Raw genomic sequence first — 15,374 nt, 5'->3', positions numbered from 1 at the left:
ATCCTGCACATGGTTTCAATTTAGAAAAATATCCTTTACCTTCACGGGCAGTGCGCAAACAACAAACCCAGTATTTTTGTGTTTAAAACCAACCCTAAAAACTATGCTGCCTAAAGGTAATTTTCCCGAAAAAATCTATTTGAATGGTGAAATTATTTCCAGTAACCAAGCAACCATTTCTGTTTTTGACCGTGGTTTTCTTTTTGGGGATGGTATTTATGAGGTTATGGTCCAGTTGGAAAACGGTCTGTTCTATAGCGATGCACACTGGGAACGGCTTCAAGGAAACTTAGATAAAATCGGAATTACCTATGATGTTGGCGAGATGGAAGCTCAGTTGGAACCGTTGTTGATGGCCAGCAACCTTACTAACAAACCCTGCCTTATCTATATGCAGGTAACCCGTGGCGTGGCACCGAGAAAACATGCTTTCCCAAAAGATATTCCCCCTACAGTGATGATATACGCCCTGCCCCATACCCTCCCCTATATCAACGACCGGGATTTTCACGGTATTTTGTGTTCGGACAATCGGTGGCACAGGTGCGATATTAAATCAACCTCTCTTTTGGGCAACGTCATGGCCAATGAAAGAGCCATGGAACAAAATGTCGATGAAGCTGTTTTCGTTCGAAATGGATTCATTACCGAAGGCTCGCACACCAACATCTTTTTTGTGAAATCGGGAAAAGTGTACACCCATCCAGCCAACCAATTGATTTTGGATGGCATCACCCGAAAGATTGTATTGAAACTTTGTGAGGATTTGGAAATCCCCATGATGGAAAAAGCCATCGGTGTAGATGAAATTGATGGGATGGATGAAGCTTTTCTCACCGGGACCACCACCCAAATTGCCTCTATTGCCAAACTTGGCGACCATGTCTACCACAGGCCAGAAGAAATTGGCGAAACCACAAAAAAACTACAGAAAGCCTTAGCTGAACTCAAAAAATTGGAATCCTCAAAATTAGTACTGTAATGCACCTAAAAATGAAAGCCAACATTCTGATCAAATTGCTTTTGAGCTTTTCGTTCATTGCTCTTTTTTCCTGTAGTGGCCCGGAATATGACATTCTTATTTTGAACGGCACCGTTTACGATGGTTCAGGAAGTGCACCTATTGAAACCGATATTGCCATAAAGGGTTCCATGATAGTGGCCATGGGTGATTTGGATAAAGCCACGGCAACTCGAATAATTGAGGCCAAAGGTCTTGCCGTTTCTCCTGGATTTATCGACATGCACACCCATTTAGAACCCATCATGGAATTGCCTTCTTGCGAAAGCCATGTTCGGCAGGGTGTCACTACGGCTTTAGGTGGACCTGATGGCAGTTCGCCTTGGCCCTTAAAATCCTATATGGATAGTCTTGAAGTAAAAGGTATTGGGATGAATGTAGCTTATCTTATTGGCCACAACACGGTTCGTAAAAACATCATGGGATTGGAAAATCGGGCTCCCACTGAAGAGGAACTTTTGGATATGGAAGCCCAAATTGATAGTGCCATGCAAGAAGGCGCTTATGGAATTTCAACGGGACTCAAATATTTACCGGGAGCTTTTTCCAAAGTGGATGAAGTCATTGCGTTGTCTAAAGTGGCTTCAAAATATGGCGGTATTTATACCTCACACCTCCGGGAAGAAGGTTTGGGTTTATTCGATGCGGTTGAAGAAGCCATCCAAATTTCAGCCAAGGCCGATATTCCCGTGGTTTTGACCCACCATAAGGCCATTGGCAAACCCATGTGGGGGGAAAGTGTTCGTACCTTGGCGATGGTTGATTCTTCCCGTGCCAAAGGTCTCGACATTAAAATGGACCAATATCCTTACACCGCTAGCTACACCGGAATTTCTGTACTCATTCCTAGTTGGTCCATGGCAGGTGGTCAAGAAGCCTTTGACGAAAGGGCCACTGACCCAGTGCTCAGGGATAGCATTAAAAATGGGATTGTTTTCAACATTCTCAATGATCGTGGTGGTTCAGATTTGGACCGAATTCAATTTGCCAAAGTGGAATGGCAGCCCGAACTGGAAGGAAAGACCTTAAAATATTGGGCCGAACAAAAGGGCTTGGAACCCACGGTTGAAAATGGCGCGGATTTGGTCATTGAAGCTCAATTAAATGGTGGCGCATCCTGCGTGTTCCATGCTATGGCCGAAGAAGATGTAACCCGAATAATGCAACACCCACAAACCATGATTGGCTCCGATGGCCGATTGGTGGAACCCGGCATGGGCCATCCACACCCACGTTGGTACGGAACATTCCCAAGAGTTTTGGGACATTATGTTCGAGAAAAAAAGACTTTGGAACTATCCGAGGCCATTCGTAAAATGACTTCGTTACCAGCACAAAGTCTTAAATTGACGGATAGAGGAATGCTCAAAGAAGATATGCGTGCCGATATCACCATCTTTGATCCAGAAACCATAATTGATAAAGCCACTTTTGAAAAACCCCACCAATATCCCGAAGGAATTGATTTTGTCATTGTGAACGGGATTTTTGCGGTGGACAATGGTGAATTCCATGATGTGAGGTCTGGAATGGTATTACAAAAAAACTAACGCAATAGATATGAAACAAATTATTACCTGCCTGTTATTGACTATTTTCCTGCTGCCCAACCTAATCCGCGCACAGGAAAGCCCAACAATTGAAAAAAAGTACACCAAAGAAATTGACAAGTTGGCAAAGGCCAAAAAAGTACAGACCGCTTTTAACCTCATCACAGAACAAGAAGACCAGACCATGAAGGATTTGGTCACCTTAACTGAAGTACTGGCCCCACCTTTTGGCGAAGACAAAAGAGGAAAGGTCTTTGGCAAAATGTTGATGGACGCTGGTATTGATAGTGTTTGGACAGACAAAGTGGGCAACGTCATCGGATTGCGAAAAGGCACTTCTGGTGAATCTGGTTATGTGGGTGTAGATGCCCATTTGGATGTAGTTTTTCCCGAAGGAACAGATGTAACCGTCACCAAAGTGGGTGATACTTTAAAAGCGCCCGGGATTGGGGATGATACTCGCGGTCTGTCCATGCTCATTAGCATGCTAAAGGCCATGAACAAAGCAGAAATAAAGACCGAAAAAGACCTGCTTATTGTGGGAACGGTTGGAGAAGAAGGTCTTGGTGACCTGCGCGGCATGAAGTATATGTTCAACGAATCTGGGTTGGATATCGATGCCTGGATTGCCATAGATGGTGGTAGTATTGGCCGAATCAGCAATGCTGGTCTTGGTTCCAAACGCTACAAATTGGTTGTCAGTGGAAAAGGTGGACATTCATGGGGCGATTTTGAGTTGGTAAATCCGCATCATGCCTTGGGCAAAGCGATTGATATGTTCTCAAAAGATGCATGGACCTATACTTCGGGAGATATTTCCAAAACAAGTTTCAACGTGGGTCGAATTGGTGGGGGAACTTCGGTAAATTCCATTCCGTTTGAATCGTGGATGGAAGTTGACATGCGTGCCATCGACCCTAAAAATTTGGATGAAATTGAAAGTATCTTCAAAAATTCTGTGGAAAAAGCCATTTCAGCATATAATGTCAGCGGCGTAAAAGGTGAAGTGACCTATGAGCTTGAAAAAATTGGGGACCGTCCTTCTGGAGAGCTTCCCGCGACCCTGCCCCTGATTCAACGAGCCATGGCAGCAACCCAATATTTCGGTGTTGAACCTTCTTTGGGAAGAGGGTCTACCAACATCAATATTCCAGTTTCTTTGGGAATTCCATCGGTCTGTATTGGTCGCGGTGGCAAAGGAGGTGGTGCCCACTCATTACATGAATGGTATATGAATGATGAAACCGGGGCAGAATCCATTCAATTGGCGCTGTTGATTACCTTGGCCCAAGCAGGACTTGAAAAATAAAGCATGACTAAAATTTTTGCTAGACTACTTGTTTGTATTGTATTCCTATGTGCCGAATTTGTTTCGGCCCAAATAGCGGACAAAATTACCCAAATTGATAGCTTGTTCTTGGATTGGAACCGTCCCAATCATCCAGGAGGTGCCATAATGGTAATGCAAGGGGATGATATTGTTTTTTCAAAGGCTTACGGGTTGGCCAGTATGGAATATCTGGTGCCCAACAACACTGGTACACGATTCAATGTAGCTTCTGTCTCCAAGCAATTCAGTGCGTTGGGAATTGTATTGCTTCACTTGCAACGAAAACTCTCTGTGGATGATACCATCGATACCTATATTGATGGGCTACCCGATTTTGGCCAAAAAATCACTATTCGGCACATATTGCACCACACTAGTGGACTTAGAAGTCTCCATGCGCTATTCGGATTGGCTGGTTGGAGAGATGATGATGTTCGAACAAATGCCGATTTAAATAGAATCATGCCCCAACAACACGACCTCAATTTTGAACCTGGCTCCGAATACATGTACTGCAATACAGGATATATGTTTTTGGTCAACATTATTGAAAAAGTAACCGGAACATCTTTTGTCAACTATATGAAAGATGAAGTTTTTGAACCATTGGGCATGCACGATACCTATGCAGAACCAAACTACAATCGGATTGTACCCAATAATGCTACGTCTTACGATGCAACCAAAGATGGTTTTGTTAGAGCTGTTGAGTACTGGGCCTATATAGGTTCTGGTAATGTTCATACCACTACCGCTGACCTTTCCAAGTATCTGAAAAATTACTACGAACCCTCTTCGGGATGGGAAAAAGCCTTTGAAATGATGCAAACGGTGGATGCCCTCAATGATGGAAGCACCAATCAATATGCCTTTGGGGTAATCGTAGATGACCTCTATGGACTGAAGCGAATCAGTCACGGTGGGTCCATTGGAGGATATCGCTCACATGTTTCTGTTTTTCCCCAAGAAAAAACCAGCTTTATGGTGCTTACCAATTTTTCATCCTCCTCTCCTGCTGAAAAATCAACCGTTATGGCTAGAATTCTTTTTGATAAGGGCAATAGCTCCAAAATGCTGAAAACCATCAAAGTTCCAAAACAGAAACTGCAATCGTATGCGGGCATATATTGGGATGACATGACCTATCAGGAACGGGAGATCTTGAGCAATGCGGACAAACTCTATCTCGGTAATGGCAATTCCGAAACTACATATGTTCCCGTTGAAAAGGAAAAATTTGTTGCTTTGGATGCTAAAGATGCATCTTATTTTGAATTTAAAAATGGTACCATGCTATTTCACCGAGAGAGTGGAAAACCCTTGATCTTTGAAAAATTCACCAAAGAAGAGTTGACTCCGCAACTTGCCGAGGAATACCTTGGAACGTATTTCAGTCCCGAAATAGAAACAACCTACACAATTCATTACGAAAACAACTCGCTCTATGCCCATCACATCCGGCATGGAAAATTAGTACTTCAACAGAAAAGAAAAGACCTTTTGGAGGGAACATATCCACTTAACTTTCTAAAATTCAAGCGTAATGTTAATGAAAAAATCGAGGGTGTATTTATCTCCAATGGCAGGGTAAGAAATCTTTGGTTCAAAAAAACAGATTAGTATGAAATCAATTCCACAGCATTTATCAATACTTCTTTCGGTAGTATTTTTCTTTTGCCTCATCGGCGTAAAAGCACAAGTCTTCACGGACCGGGTCTGGCATTGGGCTTCTGAATCTGAGGCCAAAGCATGGAACAATCCTAAGGCTGAAGCGTTTCATGAGTATTTGGTGGACAGCACAAAAATCACCGGGCTTATGATCGTCCATAAGGGCAAGGTAGTTTTCGATTATGGTGACCTAGAGGAAGTCAGTTACATTGCCTCCATCCGAAAAAGTGTACTCTCCATGCTCTATGGACAGTATGTTGAAGATGGCACCATTCGCCTCAATAAAACCATCAAGGAATTGGGTATTGATGATGTGGAAGGGATCCTTCCCATTGAACAGTCTGCCACTATCCAGGATATTATTTCTGCTAGGTCCGGAGTGTACCACCCAGAAGGCTATGGTGGGGGAATGCAGGAATACGCGCCCGAACGTGGCTCCGTAAAACCTGGAACCTATTGGTTGTACAGCAACTGGGATTTTAATGTGGCAGGGTATGTTTTTGAACAGGAGACAGGAAAGAACATCTATGATGAAGTGGAACGACAGTTGGCCAATCCCTTGCACATGCAGGATTGGGACCGTTCCCTACAACACAAACAAGGCAATACCTCAATCTCCAAATATTTGGCGTACCCTATGTGGTTCTCAACCCGTGATATGGCTCGTCTAGGGCTGCTAATGCTGAACAAAGGGAAGTGGAAAGATGTTCAGGTCATTAGCGAATCTTGGGTGGATGAAATGCTGGAATCCCGCACTTCACATGAAGAATTGAACAAAAACGTGCCTGTTTTTCATGGTACAGGGGTCAATTATGGTTATGGCTATATGTGGTGGCTATGGCAAGATGTGAGCGACCCGCGTTTTGAGGGTGCTTATTCCGGGAAAGGTGCCATGGGGCAAAATATTACAGTGTATCCCGCCATTGAAACCGTATTGGTGTTTAAGACCAAAGCGGCTTATGGTCGCAGTAATCCTTCGGCTGTACGCATAAAAGTGGCCCAAAAGGCTGCGGAAATCTTCACTATGGAAGACTAACGAGCTTTTGGGCCATTTCAATTTTTAAACCTGGTAGTTATTAGGTGATGGTCGCTTTAATCTGTCGCCATTTCAATATTAAAACTGAGCCTGAAATTAAGGCCACAGCTGTCAATATCAGGGCTCCTGCCCATCTTCCATAAATCCAATATCCGGTAGCGAACAAAAGACTGTAAATCAGAATGGTACCGTACAGCATGGCCTGTATTCCACTGGGAACGCTCCATTTTTCACCATTGTCCAGTTCGGTGCCCTGTGCTCTGGCCTGTTTGACAATCTTTTTCCAACCGGGACCTCCGGGATTTATTTTCTTGTAAAAGCTGTTCAACACTTCGGTACTTTCAGGAGCAGTGATATAAGTTGCAATCAACCATGCCGCTGTGGTCACAAGTACCACCGTGGGGTATTCCATCCAATCGGGTAAAAGTCCCGTTTCAGTAGCGAACAAATAATCTCCCAATGGGTTCAACTTGAACAGTAATGACAATATTCCAGATACGAACATGGCGGTGATCTCGCTCCACGCATTGATACGCCACCAAAACCACCTCAGGATAAAAATCAGTCCGGTTCCTGCCCCAAACACAAGCAATACTTCAAAAAGTTGAAGTGCATTCTGCAATAGAAGGGCCAGCAAGGCACTCAAGACCATCAAGCCAACCGTGGAGATTCGTCCCACTGCCACCAAACGCTTTTCAGATGCTTCTGGATCGACCCTTTGTTGGTAAAAATCATACACAATATAGGAAGAACCCCAGTTGAGCTGCGTGGATATGGTGGACATGTAAGCGGCCACCAAAGAGGCCAAAACCAATCCCAATAATCCAGAGGGCAATTTGGTCAACATGGCAGAATAGGCCAAGTCGTGTCCCAATTTATCATCAGCTACAATGGGAAAGGCCTGTTGCAAACTCTCCAAATCGGGGAAAACAACCAAAGATGCGAGTGCCACCAAAATCCAAGGCCATGGACGCATGGCATAATGCATAATGTTGAAAAAGAACGTGGCCCCAATAGCATGCTTTTCATTTTTGGCAGATAGCATTCGCTGTGCGATATAGCCCCCTCCCCCCGGCTCCGCTCCTGGGTACCAAGAACTCCACCATTGTACGGCCAATGGAATGATCAAAAGGGTAATCAAGGTATGGGTATCGCTTGTATCTGGTAAAATATCCAGTTTTTCCTTTACATTTTCATTGGACAACAAGGCTTCCAAACCACCAACTTCTGGGATATTCACCAAATAATACGCTGCACCAATGGCACCGCCCATCGCCACGAAGAAGAGAATAAAATCAGTATAGACGACCCCTTTAAACCCTCCAACGGCACTGAAGATAACCGTGATGAGGCCAGCACTGACCACCGTCTGCCATGGTTCCAGCCCAAGCATGATGCCACCAATCTTAATTGCGGCCAAAGTCACTGCGGACATGGTAATGACATTGAAGATCACTCCGAGATAAATGGCCCTGAACCCTCTTAAAAAACGGGCGGGTTTTCCACCATACCTCAGTTCATAGAACTCAAGGTCTGTGTTGACGTTTGATTTCCGCCAAAGACGAGCATAGATGAAGACCGTTAGCAACCCCGTCAACAAAAAGGCCCACCAAACCCAGTTTCCAGAAACGCCGTTGGTCCGGACAATGTCGGTCACCAAATTGGGTGTATCGGTTGAGAATGTTGTAGCCACCATGGATATTCCCAACAACCACCACGGCATGGATTTACCGGACAGGAAAAATTCAGAACTGTTCTTTCCCGAGCTTTTGGACACATAGATTCCAATGCCCAAGGTAATGGCAAAAAATCCAAAGATGATGAGTACATCCAATGTATTCAATGATATCATAATATGTAATATTAAATCGGATACGGTTAGAAAAGTAAAGTACAACAAAAATGACATATCAAAATAGAAATGATTGCCCATATTGGTACCTGTTAAAAAAGTAAAGGAAGAGTTGCTCTTCCTTTACCTTACTTAACTCAAAATTAAACTAACTCAAATTATGAAGTAATCGCATGGATTGATTTCATAACATCCTTGGTTTATTGTGCAAACCAAAGTGTAGTTCCTTGCATATCTGGGCCCTGTGCAGCATTAGCTGCTTCTGTATTGGGGCCGTTGGTATTATATGCATTGGTACCATAGCGCATTCGTTGTGGATATGCACCATTCAACGTTCCTGCACTGTAAAGATCATAATCGGAAACTCCCGCGGCCAATTCGGAAGGATATCCACTATCCCTAACGATTGCCCAAGCTTCTGAACCATCGGTATATGCTGCAATCCATCTTTGGATGCTTATCTTCTCTAGGTTTTCATCAGCTGAACCATTCAAAAGTGCCATATCTTCTGTAGATATAAATGTTTCAATTGCGGCATCGTCAACGTTCCATATTCTCATGGCCTGTCGTATTCCTTCTTGATAGAACGTCTGAGCATCGCCAGTAGCCAACCCTTTTACAATCGCTTCGGCCTGCAAAAAGTTGCCCTCCGCTGCCGTGAACACAATTTCTGGAAAAATTTCATTTCCTTGGTTTTTGGCATTGATAACTATGGCAGCTGGTCTCGAGAACAAAGCTTCTTTTACATGGGTATAGATCAATCCATTTAGACGGGTGGGTTGGCCCACGTAATAAGGCGTGTCTGTAGCTACATTAATGGTTACTGTTGCCAAGCCATCCCCATTGGTTCCATCAGTTCTGGTGTAACTTACTCCAGCATTGTCCAATTGGGCAAGGATGAAATCCACGTGTTTATCAAAAAGTGCCACACCTTCACCTTCAACAGGTTCAGTGAAAACCACTTCACCACCATCAATGGGTTGTGCGTACATGGGTAGTCTTGGATCGTTGTTTGCTTGTAAGTAATCTATCAAGGTCTTACCCACGGTCCAGTTGGAACCTACACCGAAGTTGTGCCAAACGTCTCCATACGCAGCGTTGGACCACTGTGATATTTCAGTATCCTTTTCCATAAGGGCGTTATCGCCATCAGTTACCAAAAGATCACTTGCCAATGCTTCGCTTATCGCAGCGGTGGCAAAATCCGCTCCAGGTGCTCCTTGGGCTCTTAGCGCCATTCTTAGTTTAAGGCTATTGGCCAACTTTTTCCATTGTTGTAGGTCTCCACCAAAGAAAAGATCATTCTCAGCCAAAACTTCTACACCATCCCCAGTTACGGTGGCATCTCCAATAATTGCCATGGCTTCATCCAACTCAGCAATGACACCTTGGTAGATAGCTGCTTGTGAATCATAGGTAGGCGTAATAATATCTGGATTAAGTGCTTCAGAATACGGAACCATTCCAAATACATCGGTATAGGTTTGATAGTACAATCCTTTCATGATCAATCCTATGGCATAATAGTTTTGATTTTCAAGCTCTCCACCTTCACCTACAAAGTTCATGAATGCACTGAGGCTAGTGACATATCCAGCCAAATAATCATAAGCGGCATCTGTATATCCTGTATCATATGTATAGGATAGACCATCTGTCCACCAACTTCCATTAAAACCGAAACAGAACTGACCTGCAAAACGATCCCAGTGAATCAACTGGGCTCTCCAATACGGAAATCTATTGGGAGCATAAAGTTGAATTTGTGTCTCTGTGACAAAATATTTGGCACTTACCTCATCAGATGTAAAGGCGTTTGGCTTTACATTGATATCGTCAAAATCGGAGCAACTTATTGCGAACAATAGGGTGGCCACTGCCAATCCTATTCTCATTATTTCTTTTTTCATCATCATTTTTTTATAATTTCAGATTAAGGTTCAACCCAAGGCTCCTGACCGTGGGTACATTGTTTATGGAAATACCCTGTCCGTTCAATCCAGTACCCAAGGTTGCATCTGGATCTATATCATCTGCCTTTTTGTAAAAGAAGAACAAGTTTCTTCCTATCAATCCCAAAGATGCAGAGTTGAGGCCTATTTTTTGAACCAAGTCCCTACTAAAGTTATAGGTAAATGCAAATTCCCTCAATCTCACGTTGGTTTGCTCGTATACATAGTTTTCGGCAATACCAGAAACGGCACCCCAGTATTCTTGAGCAGTAATACTCTCTGTATTGGCTGAGCCCGTATCACTATTAATGGCATCCACTACAACACCACCATCCCTATACAGTAAACTTCTTTCGGAAACACCCGCACCATCAAGGCTTGCTGACGTTACAGAGTAAATTTCACCGCCTACACGTCCATCGATCAAGAAACGGAGGGAAAGATTTTTGTATGAAATAGTGTTGGTCAAACCACCAATCCAATCGGGTTGTGCATTCCCCAAAAGTTCACGCTCTGAGGAAGCCATTGGAATACCTTCGGCATTGACCAATCTGTTTCCGTCATCATCAGTGGCCCAAACGGTTCCATAAATATCGCCGATACCACCTCCAACATTTGCCGCAATAGCCACGTTACCTGAGTTGGTTGTGTTTAAAATGGTGCCATCCAAGCCTTCAATCAATGAATTTACGGTGTTTTTGTTTTTAGAGAAGTTAAAAGATACATCCCAAGAAAAATCTTCTGTTCTCACCGGCATACCGCCTATCAAAAATTCAACACCCTTGTTCTGCACCTCACCAATATTTGATTTGTAAAAGTTGAATCCTGTGGCCGCAGGTACGGGCAGATCATAAATCATATCATTGGTGGTGATGTTATACACAGAAAGGTCGAAATACAAACGGTTTTTGAAGAAACGTCCTTCTGCACCAAATTCAACAGACTTTACGCTTTCTGGTTTTAGGTCTTCATTGTATCTGATATCGGGCGCACTCAAGGTGGTTAATCCCAAATACCCTTGTTGTGGCACATCAAAAGTTTGATACAACTGATACACTCCAGTATCGTTACCTACTTCGGCCCAACTGGTCCGCAATTTAAACATATCCACTACGTTTCTTTCTGGATCGATAAATCTGTCCAACAGAAGTGCAAAACTCGCAGATGGATAAAAATAAGAACGGTTATCAGCCGCCAAGGTTGACGACCAATCGTTTCTGGCTGTTAAATCCAAATACATGAAATTATCATATCCCAAGGATACAGAACCATATAGTGAGTTTACTTTTTTGGTTTCCATTGGCGTGTGCGTACTGGACTGGATGTTGGTGTTGGCCAACAAAGCCCTTGTAGGAATCTTAAACTGTGACCCCACAACTCCCATTCTTTCAGCGGTACGCTTTGACAAGTTACCACCCACATTGGCCGTAAGATTGATTTTTTCGCCAAAATCCTTGTTTGCAGTGATCAAGAAATCTGAGTTCATTTCGGTATATTTATCTGTGTTGAACTCCACACGACCATATCTATTGAAATGGTGTCCTACTGGGTTGATGAAGTCGGTTCGTACATTGGTAACATCGCCACCTACCCGAATGAAGGCTGACAACCAATCATTGAACTCATAATTCACTTTACCAAAACCAATGAAACGATCGCGTCTTTGGTCATTGGTGTCCTCATACTGAATCCAATATGGGTTACCAATACTTTTACCGCTTCCAGAATAACTGATCACATCATACTCACTGATTCCATTGTTTGGATCGTACAATGCAGGGTTGGCAATTTGATAGGTTTTAAGGTCGTTCACATCAACACTTCTGGGCATGTAGTACACGTATCCCAAAACCCCTTCGGAACCTAGATTTACCCTATTGTTCAACTCTTGGGTAAAGTAAGTGGCTTTTCCATCAAAGCTCAATTTGTCCGAAATGTCCACCAACGTTCTTAAATTAAAGTTGTGGCTATTTAATTTGGAATTTGGAATAATGGATGTTGTACTGTTATTGGTATAGGAGAACCGCATACTGTAATCATCTCCGCCTTTATCCACAGATACAGAATTGATAAGTTTTTCACCTGTTTCAAAATAATCCTCCACATTATTGGGCTGTGCCGAGTAGGCCTTTTGTTCCCCTGTGAAATAGATTTGCTGGGTACCATCCATTCTAGAACCCCAAGAAGAGGTTCCCATACCGGCAACATCAGGATAAGGAGCACCGTTGGTTCCTTGCCCATATTCATTCTGATACTCTGGCAAAAACATGGGATTTTCCAAGGTTACATTTGAATTGAAAGAAATACCAAGACCTCTGCCCTTGCTTCCTTTTTTGGTAGTGATCAATAAAACCCCACTGGCAGCACGTGATCCATAAAGTGCTGCTGCGTTTGGTCCCTTCAACACCGATACGGATTCAATATCCTCTGGGTTAAGGTCGGTGATACCACCACCGGTAACCGTACTACTGTACACACTACCTCCAGAAGATGTGTCGGACATATCAATAGGGATACCATCCACTACGATCAATGCCTGGTTGTTCCCAGTGATGGAATTGTTACCCCGAAGTACAATCCTGGAACTGGAACCTACACCACCGGATTGGTTCACCACCAATCCAGCGACCTTACCCACCAAGGAGTTGGCTACGTTGTAGTCCTTTACGGTGTTGATTTGCTCTGATTCCACCTCGGTTACCGCATAACCTAGTGATTTTTTCTCTCGACTGATTCCAAGAGCAGTAACCACCACCTCGTCAAGAAGTTCCGTATCTTCCTGCAGGGTTAGATCAATCGTTGTTCGGCCCGAAACTGGAATTTCAATGGTCTGGTAGCCTAAATAAGAAAACACCAAAGTGGCACCGCTGTCTGATACAGTAATGCCATAATTTCCATCGAAATCGGAAGTAACACCATTGTTGGTTCCTTTTTCAACAATGTTGACTCCAGGTAAGGGTGTCCCAGCTTCGTCAGAAACCGTTCCGGTAATTGTTTGCGCCATGGCCCCCTGAATGGAAACCATTACCGCAAAAACAAGTACATACTTAAGTTTTTGAATCATGTTAGTTTATTTGAATCGTTAGTAATTAAAAGATACGTTAATTTAAAGTTAACATACGTAGTGAAAATCCCTATTTGTTAAGGATTTCTGAAAAAATTTCGACCAACAACAAACGTGAAAAGCCGAAGGGAGTTTTTGTTTGCCAAAAGCTTATTCAATGGGTATCTAAAAAAGGGAATAGGTAAAATATACTTGCTTTTGTTATAAGGTTTTAAACCAAATCCATGTATGGGAAAAGATAATGCAATGCTGTGGAATTTGCCTGTCAGAACCAAAACCAAAAGTTTGCTGTAGTGGTTATGCCATATAGCTATTATTTAGGTCCGAAGTTCTAAACCTCTATTCTGATTGTGATGCCTTAATGACCTTGAACTGCTCATTGGTCAAAGTGGTCTGATCAAAGAAGAATGCTCTTTTGGTTCCATTTTTCTTGGCCTGTTCAATAGCTTCCTCCAATTTGTCGGCATTCATTGCAGGAATACCCAGTGCCTTATGCACCTCCAAACCTTCGCTCTCTGCCAATTCCACCAAATGATCTAAAAAAATAGAATCTGTACTAGCATTAACCAGAATAACATTTAGGTCGTTGGTCCTGTACTTTTTAAATTCATTCAAATAAAAAGTATCACCTTTTTTAGCATCAGCAGTTACGCATACCCAATAGGCAATATCTTTATCTCCCTTAGATGTGATATTGGCATTGGGTTTCATACCAATATTGTCCATACAGGAAACCAAGAATACGGATAGAAGCAATATAATTATGTAGCATATCCTCATTTCTACTTCTTATTTGATTTGCTGATATTTCCCATCCTGACCAATCACAAATACAGACCCCGTAAATGGACTTTCTGCCTGAATGGTCCATCCCATTCGGTGCAACTCCAAATCAAGGTTCACTTTTGTACCATCCTTCGCAATGGGTTCCAATCCGAGTTCATCCAATTGGGTTGCCCAGGAGCCATTTTGGGTTCGATATTTTTTTTGTGCTCGATAAAATGTATAGAGCATCCATCTGATCTGTTCATCTTCTGGAATCTTAAAACTATCCACTTCACCAGCGGCTTTTGGCGAAAAATAGGCATATCCCCAATGTTCGGGTTCGTGCATGTTAACAACCCCTTGTGGGGACCACACCCAATTATATTCAGGGAGAAATTTGCCGTTTGCGTCCTTTTTCCGTGCATATTTTCCATTAACAACATCAAAATCCCAGTTTACCCTTGAAAAATTGATGCGCCAAAAATCACCTTCCGGGATAGCATTGCTACCACTGGCCTCTTTCAAAACCTCCCAAGGCATGGCCACCTCAACACTCCACCCTTTATCAATATCATTGGGGTCATTCAAAGTACCATTGACATGCACAGCCGATTTTAAACCCAAAATTTCCCAACTATCCACAATGGGAGCACTTTCCCTGTACGGTTTTACTATGAACAAATCCCAAACAGTATTGAGGGCATTCATTTCAAACTCATAATAATTGTGCGTATCCCCATCAGGGTCGATGAAAATTTCAAAATCGTTGTTATAGAAAATAACCGTATCTCGCTGCTTTAAGGTTGCCCACACATGTGGTTCTTCCATTTCGGCTAAAAAATACAGGTATGTTTCGTCCCAAAGCATACGCACATTGGTTTTGTAGGTTGGGGTCTTCACACCTTCAATGTCAATAAAGTCATTGGAAACTTCAGCCTTTTCCCAAGATGCCTCATTGGCCAAACCATCAACCTTAACAGGTTCGTTGGTCTTGTACACAATAATGGATTCTGGCGCTGCTCCACGCTGCCCGGCACAAGAAACCGTGCCTGCCATCGCAAAGTACAACACCATTATTTGGAACATTTTTGACATTTGATTGAAATCAACGATCCATAAATTATAAACTTTACTTT

Annotated in this window: 10 protein-coding genes; 5 read left to right on the top strand and 5 right to left on the bottom strand. The window is 43.0% G+C overall.

The genetic code is table 11. The features are described 5' to 3' along the window. Positions 1-103: 103 nt before the first annotated feature. The 5 genes from FG28_RS15160 to FG28_RS15140 are packed head-to-tail and all read left to right on the top strand — an operon-like array spanning position 104 to position 6,605. Positions 104-982 (top strand): aminotransferase class IV, encoded by an 879-nt coding sequence (locus tag FG28_RS15160; RefSeq protein ID WP_036384255.1) that lies wholly within the window; start codon positions 104-106, stop codon positions 980-982. An 11-nt stretch (positions 983-993) separates the two neighbouring features. Continuing rightward, on the top strand, positions 994-2,571 hold the full coding sequence (locus tag FG28_RS15155; protein WP_036386717.1) for an amidohydrolase family protein: 1,578 nt from the start codon (positions 994-996) through the stop codon (positions 2,569-2,571). 10 nt (positions 2,572-2,581) lie between these two features. Beyond that, positions 2,582-3,880: a M20/M25/M40 family metallo-hydrolase gene (locus tag FG28_RS15150; protein WP_036384253.1), complete on the top strand. Its 1,299-nt coding sequence runs from the start codon at positions 2,582-2,584 to the stop codon at positions 3,878-3,880. 3 nt (positions 3,881-3,883) lie between these two features. Next, the gene (locus FG28_RS15145) at positions 3,884-5,521 is read left to right on the top strand and encodes a serine hydrolase (RefSeq protein ID WP_036384252.1); all 1,638 of its coding nucleotides are present in this window, start codon (positions 3,884-3,886) and stop codon (positions 5,519-5,521) included. 1 nt (position 5,522) lies between these two features. After that, on the top strand, positions 5,523-6,605 hold the full coding sequence (locus tag FG28_RS15140; protein ID WP_051947395.1) for a serine hydrolase: 1,083 nt from the start codon (positions 5,523-5,525) through the stop codon (positions 6,603-6,605). A gap of 40 nt (positions 6,606-6,645) precedes the next feature. On the opposite strand, the gene FG28_RS15135 is transcribed toward FG28_RS15140, so the two are convergent. The 5 genes from FG28_RS15135 to FG28_RS15110 form a co-directional block, all read right to left on the bottom strand. Next, complete coding sequence (locus FG28_RS15135) at positions 6,646-8,457, bottom strand: sodium:solute symporter family protein (protein ID WP_036386713.1); 1,812 nt, start codon at positions 8,455-8,457, stop codon at positions 6,646-6,648. Positions 8,458-8,657: 200 nt separating this feature from the next. Further along, positions 8,658-10,367: a SusD/RagB family nutrient-binding outer membrane lipoprotein gene (locus FG28_RS15130; protein WP_231562641.1), complete on the bottom strand. Its 1,710-nt coding sequence runs from the start codon at positions 10,365-10,367 to the stop codon at positions 8,658-8,660. Positions 10,368-10,377: 10 nt separating this feature from the next. Further along, on the bottom strand, positions 10,378-13,473 hold the full coding sequence (locus tag FG28_RS15125) for a SusC/RagA family TonB-linked outer membrane protein (protein WP_036384248.1): 3,096 nt from the start codon (positions 13,471-13,473) through the stop codon (positions 10,378-10,380). Between the two features lie 339 nt (positions 13,474-13,812). Then, positions 13,813-14,253 carry a hypothetical protein gene (locus FG28_RS15115; RefSeq protein ID WP_156102292.1) on the bottom strand — a complete coding sequence of 147 codons (441 nt, stop codon included), beginning with the start codon at positions 14,251-14,253 and terminating at the stop codon, positions 13,813-13,815. Between the two features lie 9 nt (positions 14,254-14,262). After that, the gene (locus tag FG28_RS15110) at positions 14,263-15,324 is read right to left on the bottom strand and encodes a carbohydrate-binding family 9-like protein (RefSeq protein ID WP_231562640.1); all 1,062 of its coding nucleotides are present in this window, start codon (positions 15,322-15,324) and stop codon (positions 14,263-14,265) included. Positions 15,325-15,374: the final 50 nt, after the last annotated feature.

The organism is Muricauda sp. MAR_2010_75 (assembly GCF_000745185.1).
Classification (GTDB): Bacteria; Bacteroidota; Bacteroidia; order Flavobacteriales; family Flavobacteriaceae; genus Flagellimonas.
The sequence above is the reverse complement of the archived record's forward strand: the minus strand, read 5'-3'. Positions and strand labels throughout refer to the sequence as shown.

Coding starts and splice junctions, on each gene's coding strand:
- FG28_RS15160 (WP_036384255.1), top strand. CDS start 104: ATGCTGCCTAAAGGTAATTTTCCCGAAAAAATCTATTTGAATGGTGAA.
- FG28_RS15155 (WP_036386717.1), top strand. CDS start 994: ATGAAAGCCAACATTCTGATCAAATTGCTTTTGAGCTTTTCGTTCATT.
- FG28_RS15150 (WP_036384253.1), top strand. CDS start 2,582: ATGAAACAAATTATTACCTGCCTGTTATTGACTATTTTCCTGCTGCCC.
- FG28_RS15145 (WP_036384252.1), top strand. CDS start 3,884: ATGACTAAAATTTTTGCTAGACTACTTGTTTGTATTGTATTCCTATGT.
- FG28_RS15140 (WP_051947395.1), top strand. CDS start 5,523: ATGAAATCAATTCCACAGCATTTATCAATACTTCTTTCGGTAGTATTT.
- FG28_RS15135 (WP_036386713.1), bottom strand. CDS start 8,457: ATGATATCATTGAATACATTGGATGTACTCATCATCTTTGGATTTTTT.
- FG28_RS15130 (WP_231562641.1), bottom strand. CDS start 10,367: ATGAAAAAAGAAATAATGAGAATAGGATTGGCAGTGGCCACCCTATTG.
- FG28_RS15125 (WP_036384248.1), bottom strand. CDS start 13,473: ATGATTCAAAAACTTAAGTATGTACTTGTTTTTGCGGTAATGGTTTCC.
- FG28_RS15115 (WP_156102292.1), bottom strand. CDS start 14,253: ATGAGGATATGCTACATAATTATATTGCTTCTATCCGTATTCTTGGTT.
- FG28_RS15110 (WP_231562640.1), bottom strand. CDS start 15,324: ATGTTCCAAATAATGGTGTTGTACTTTGCGATGGCAGGCACGGTTTCT.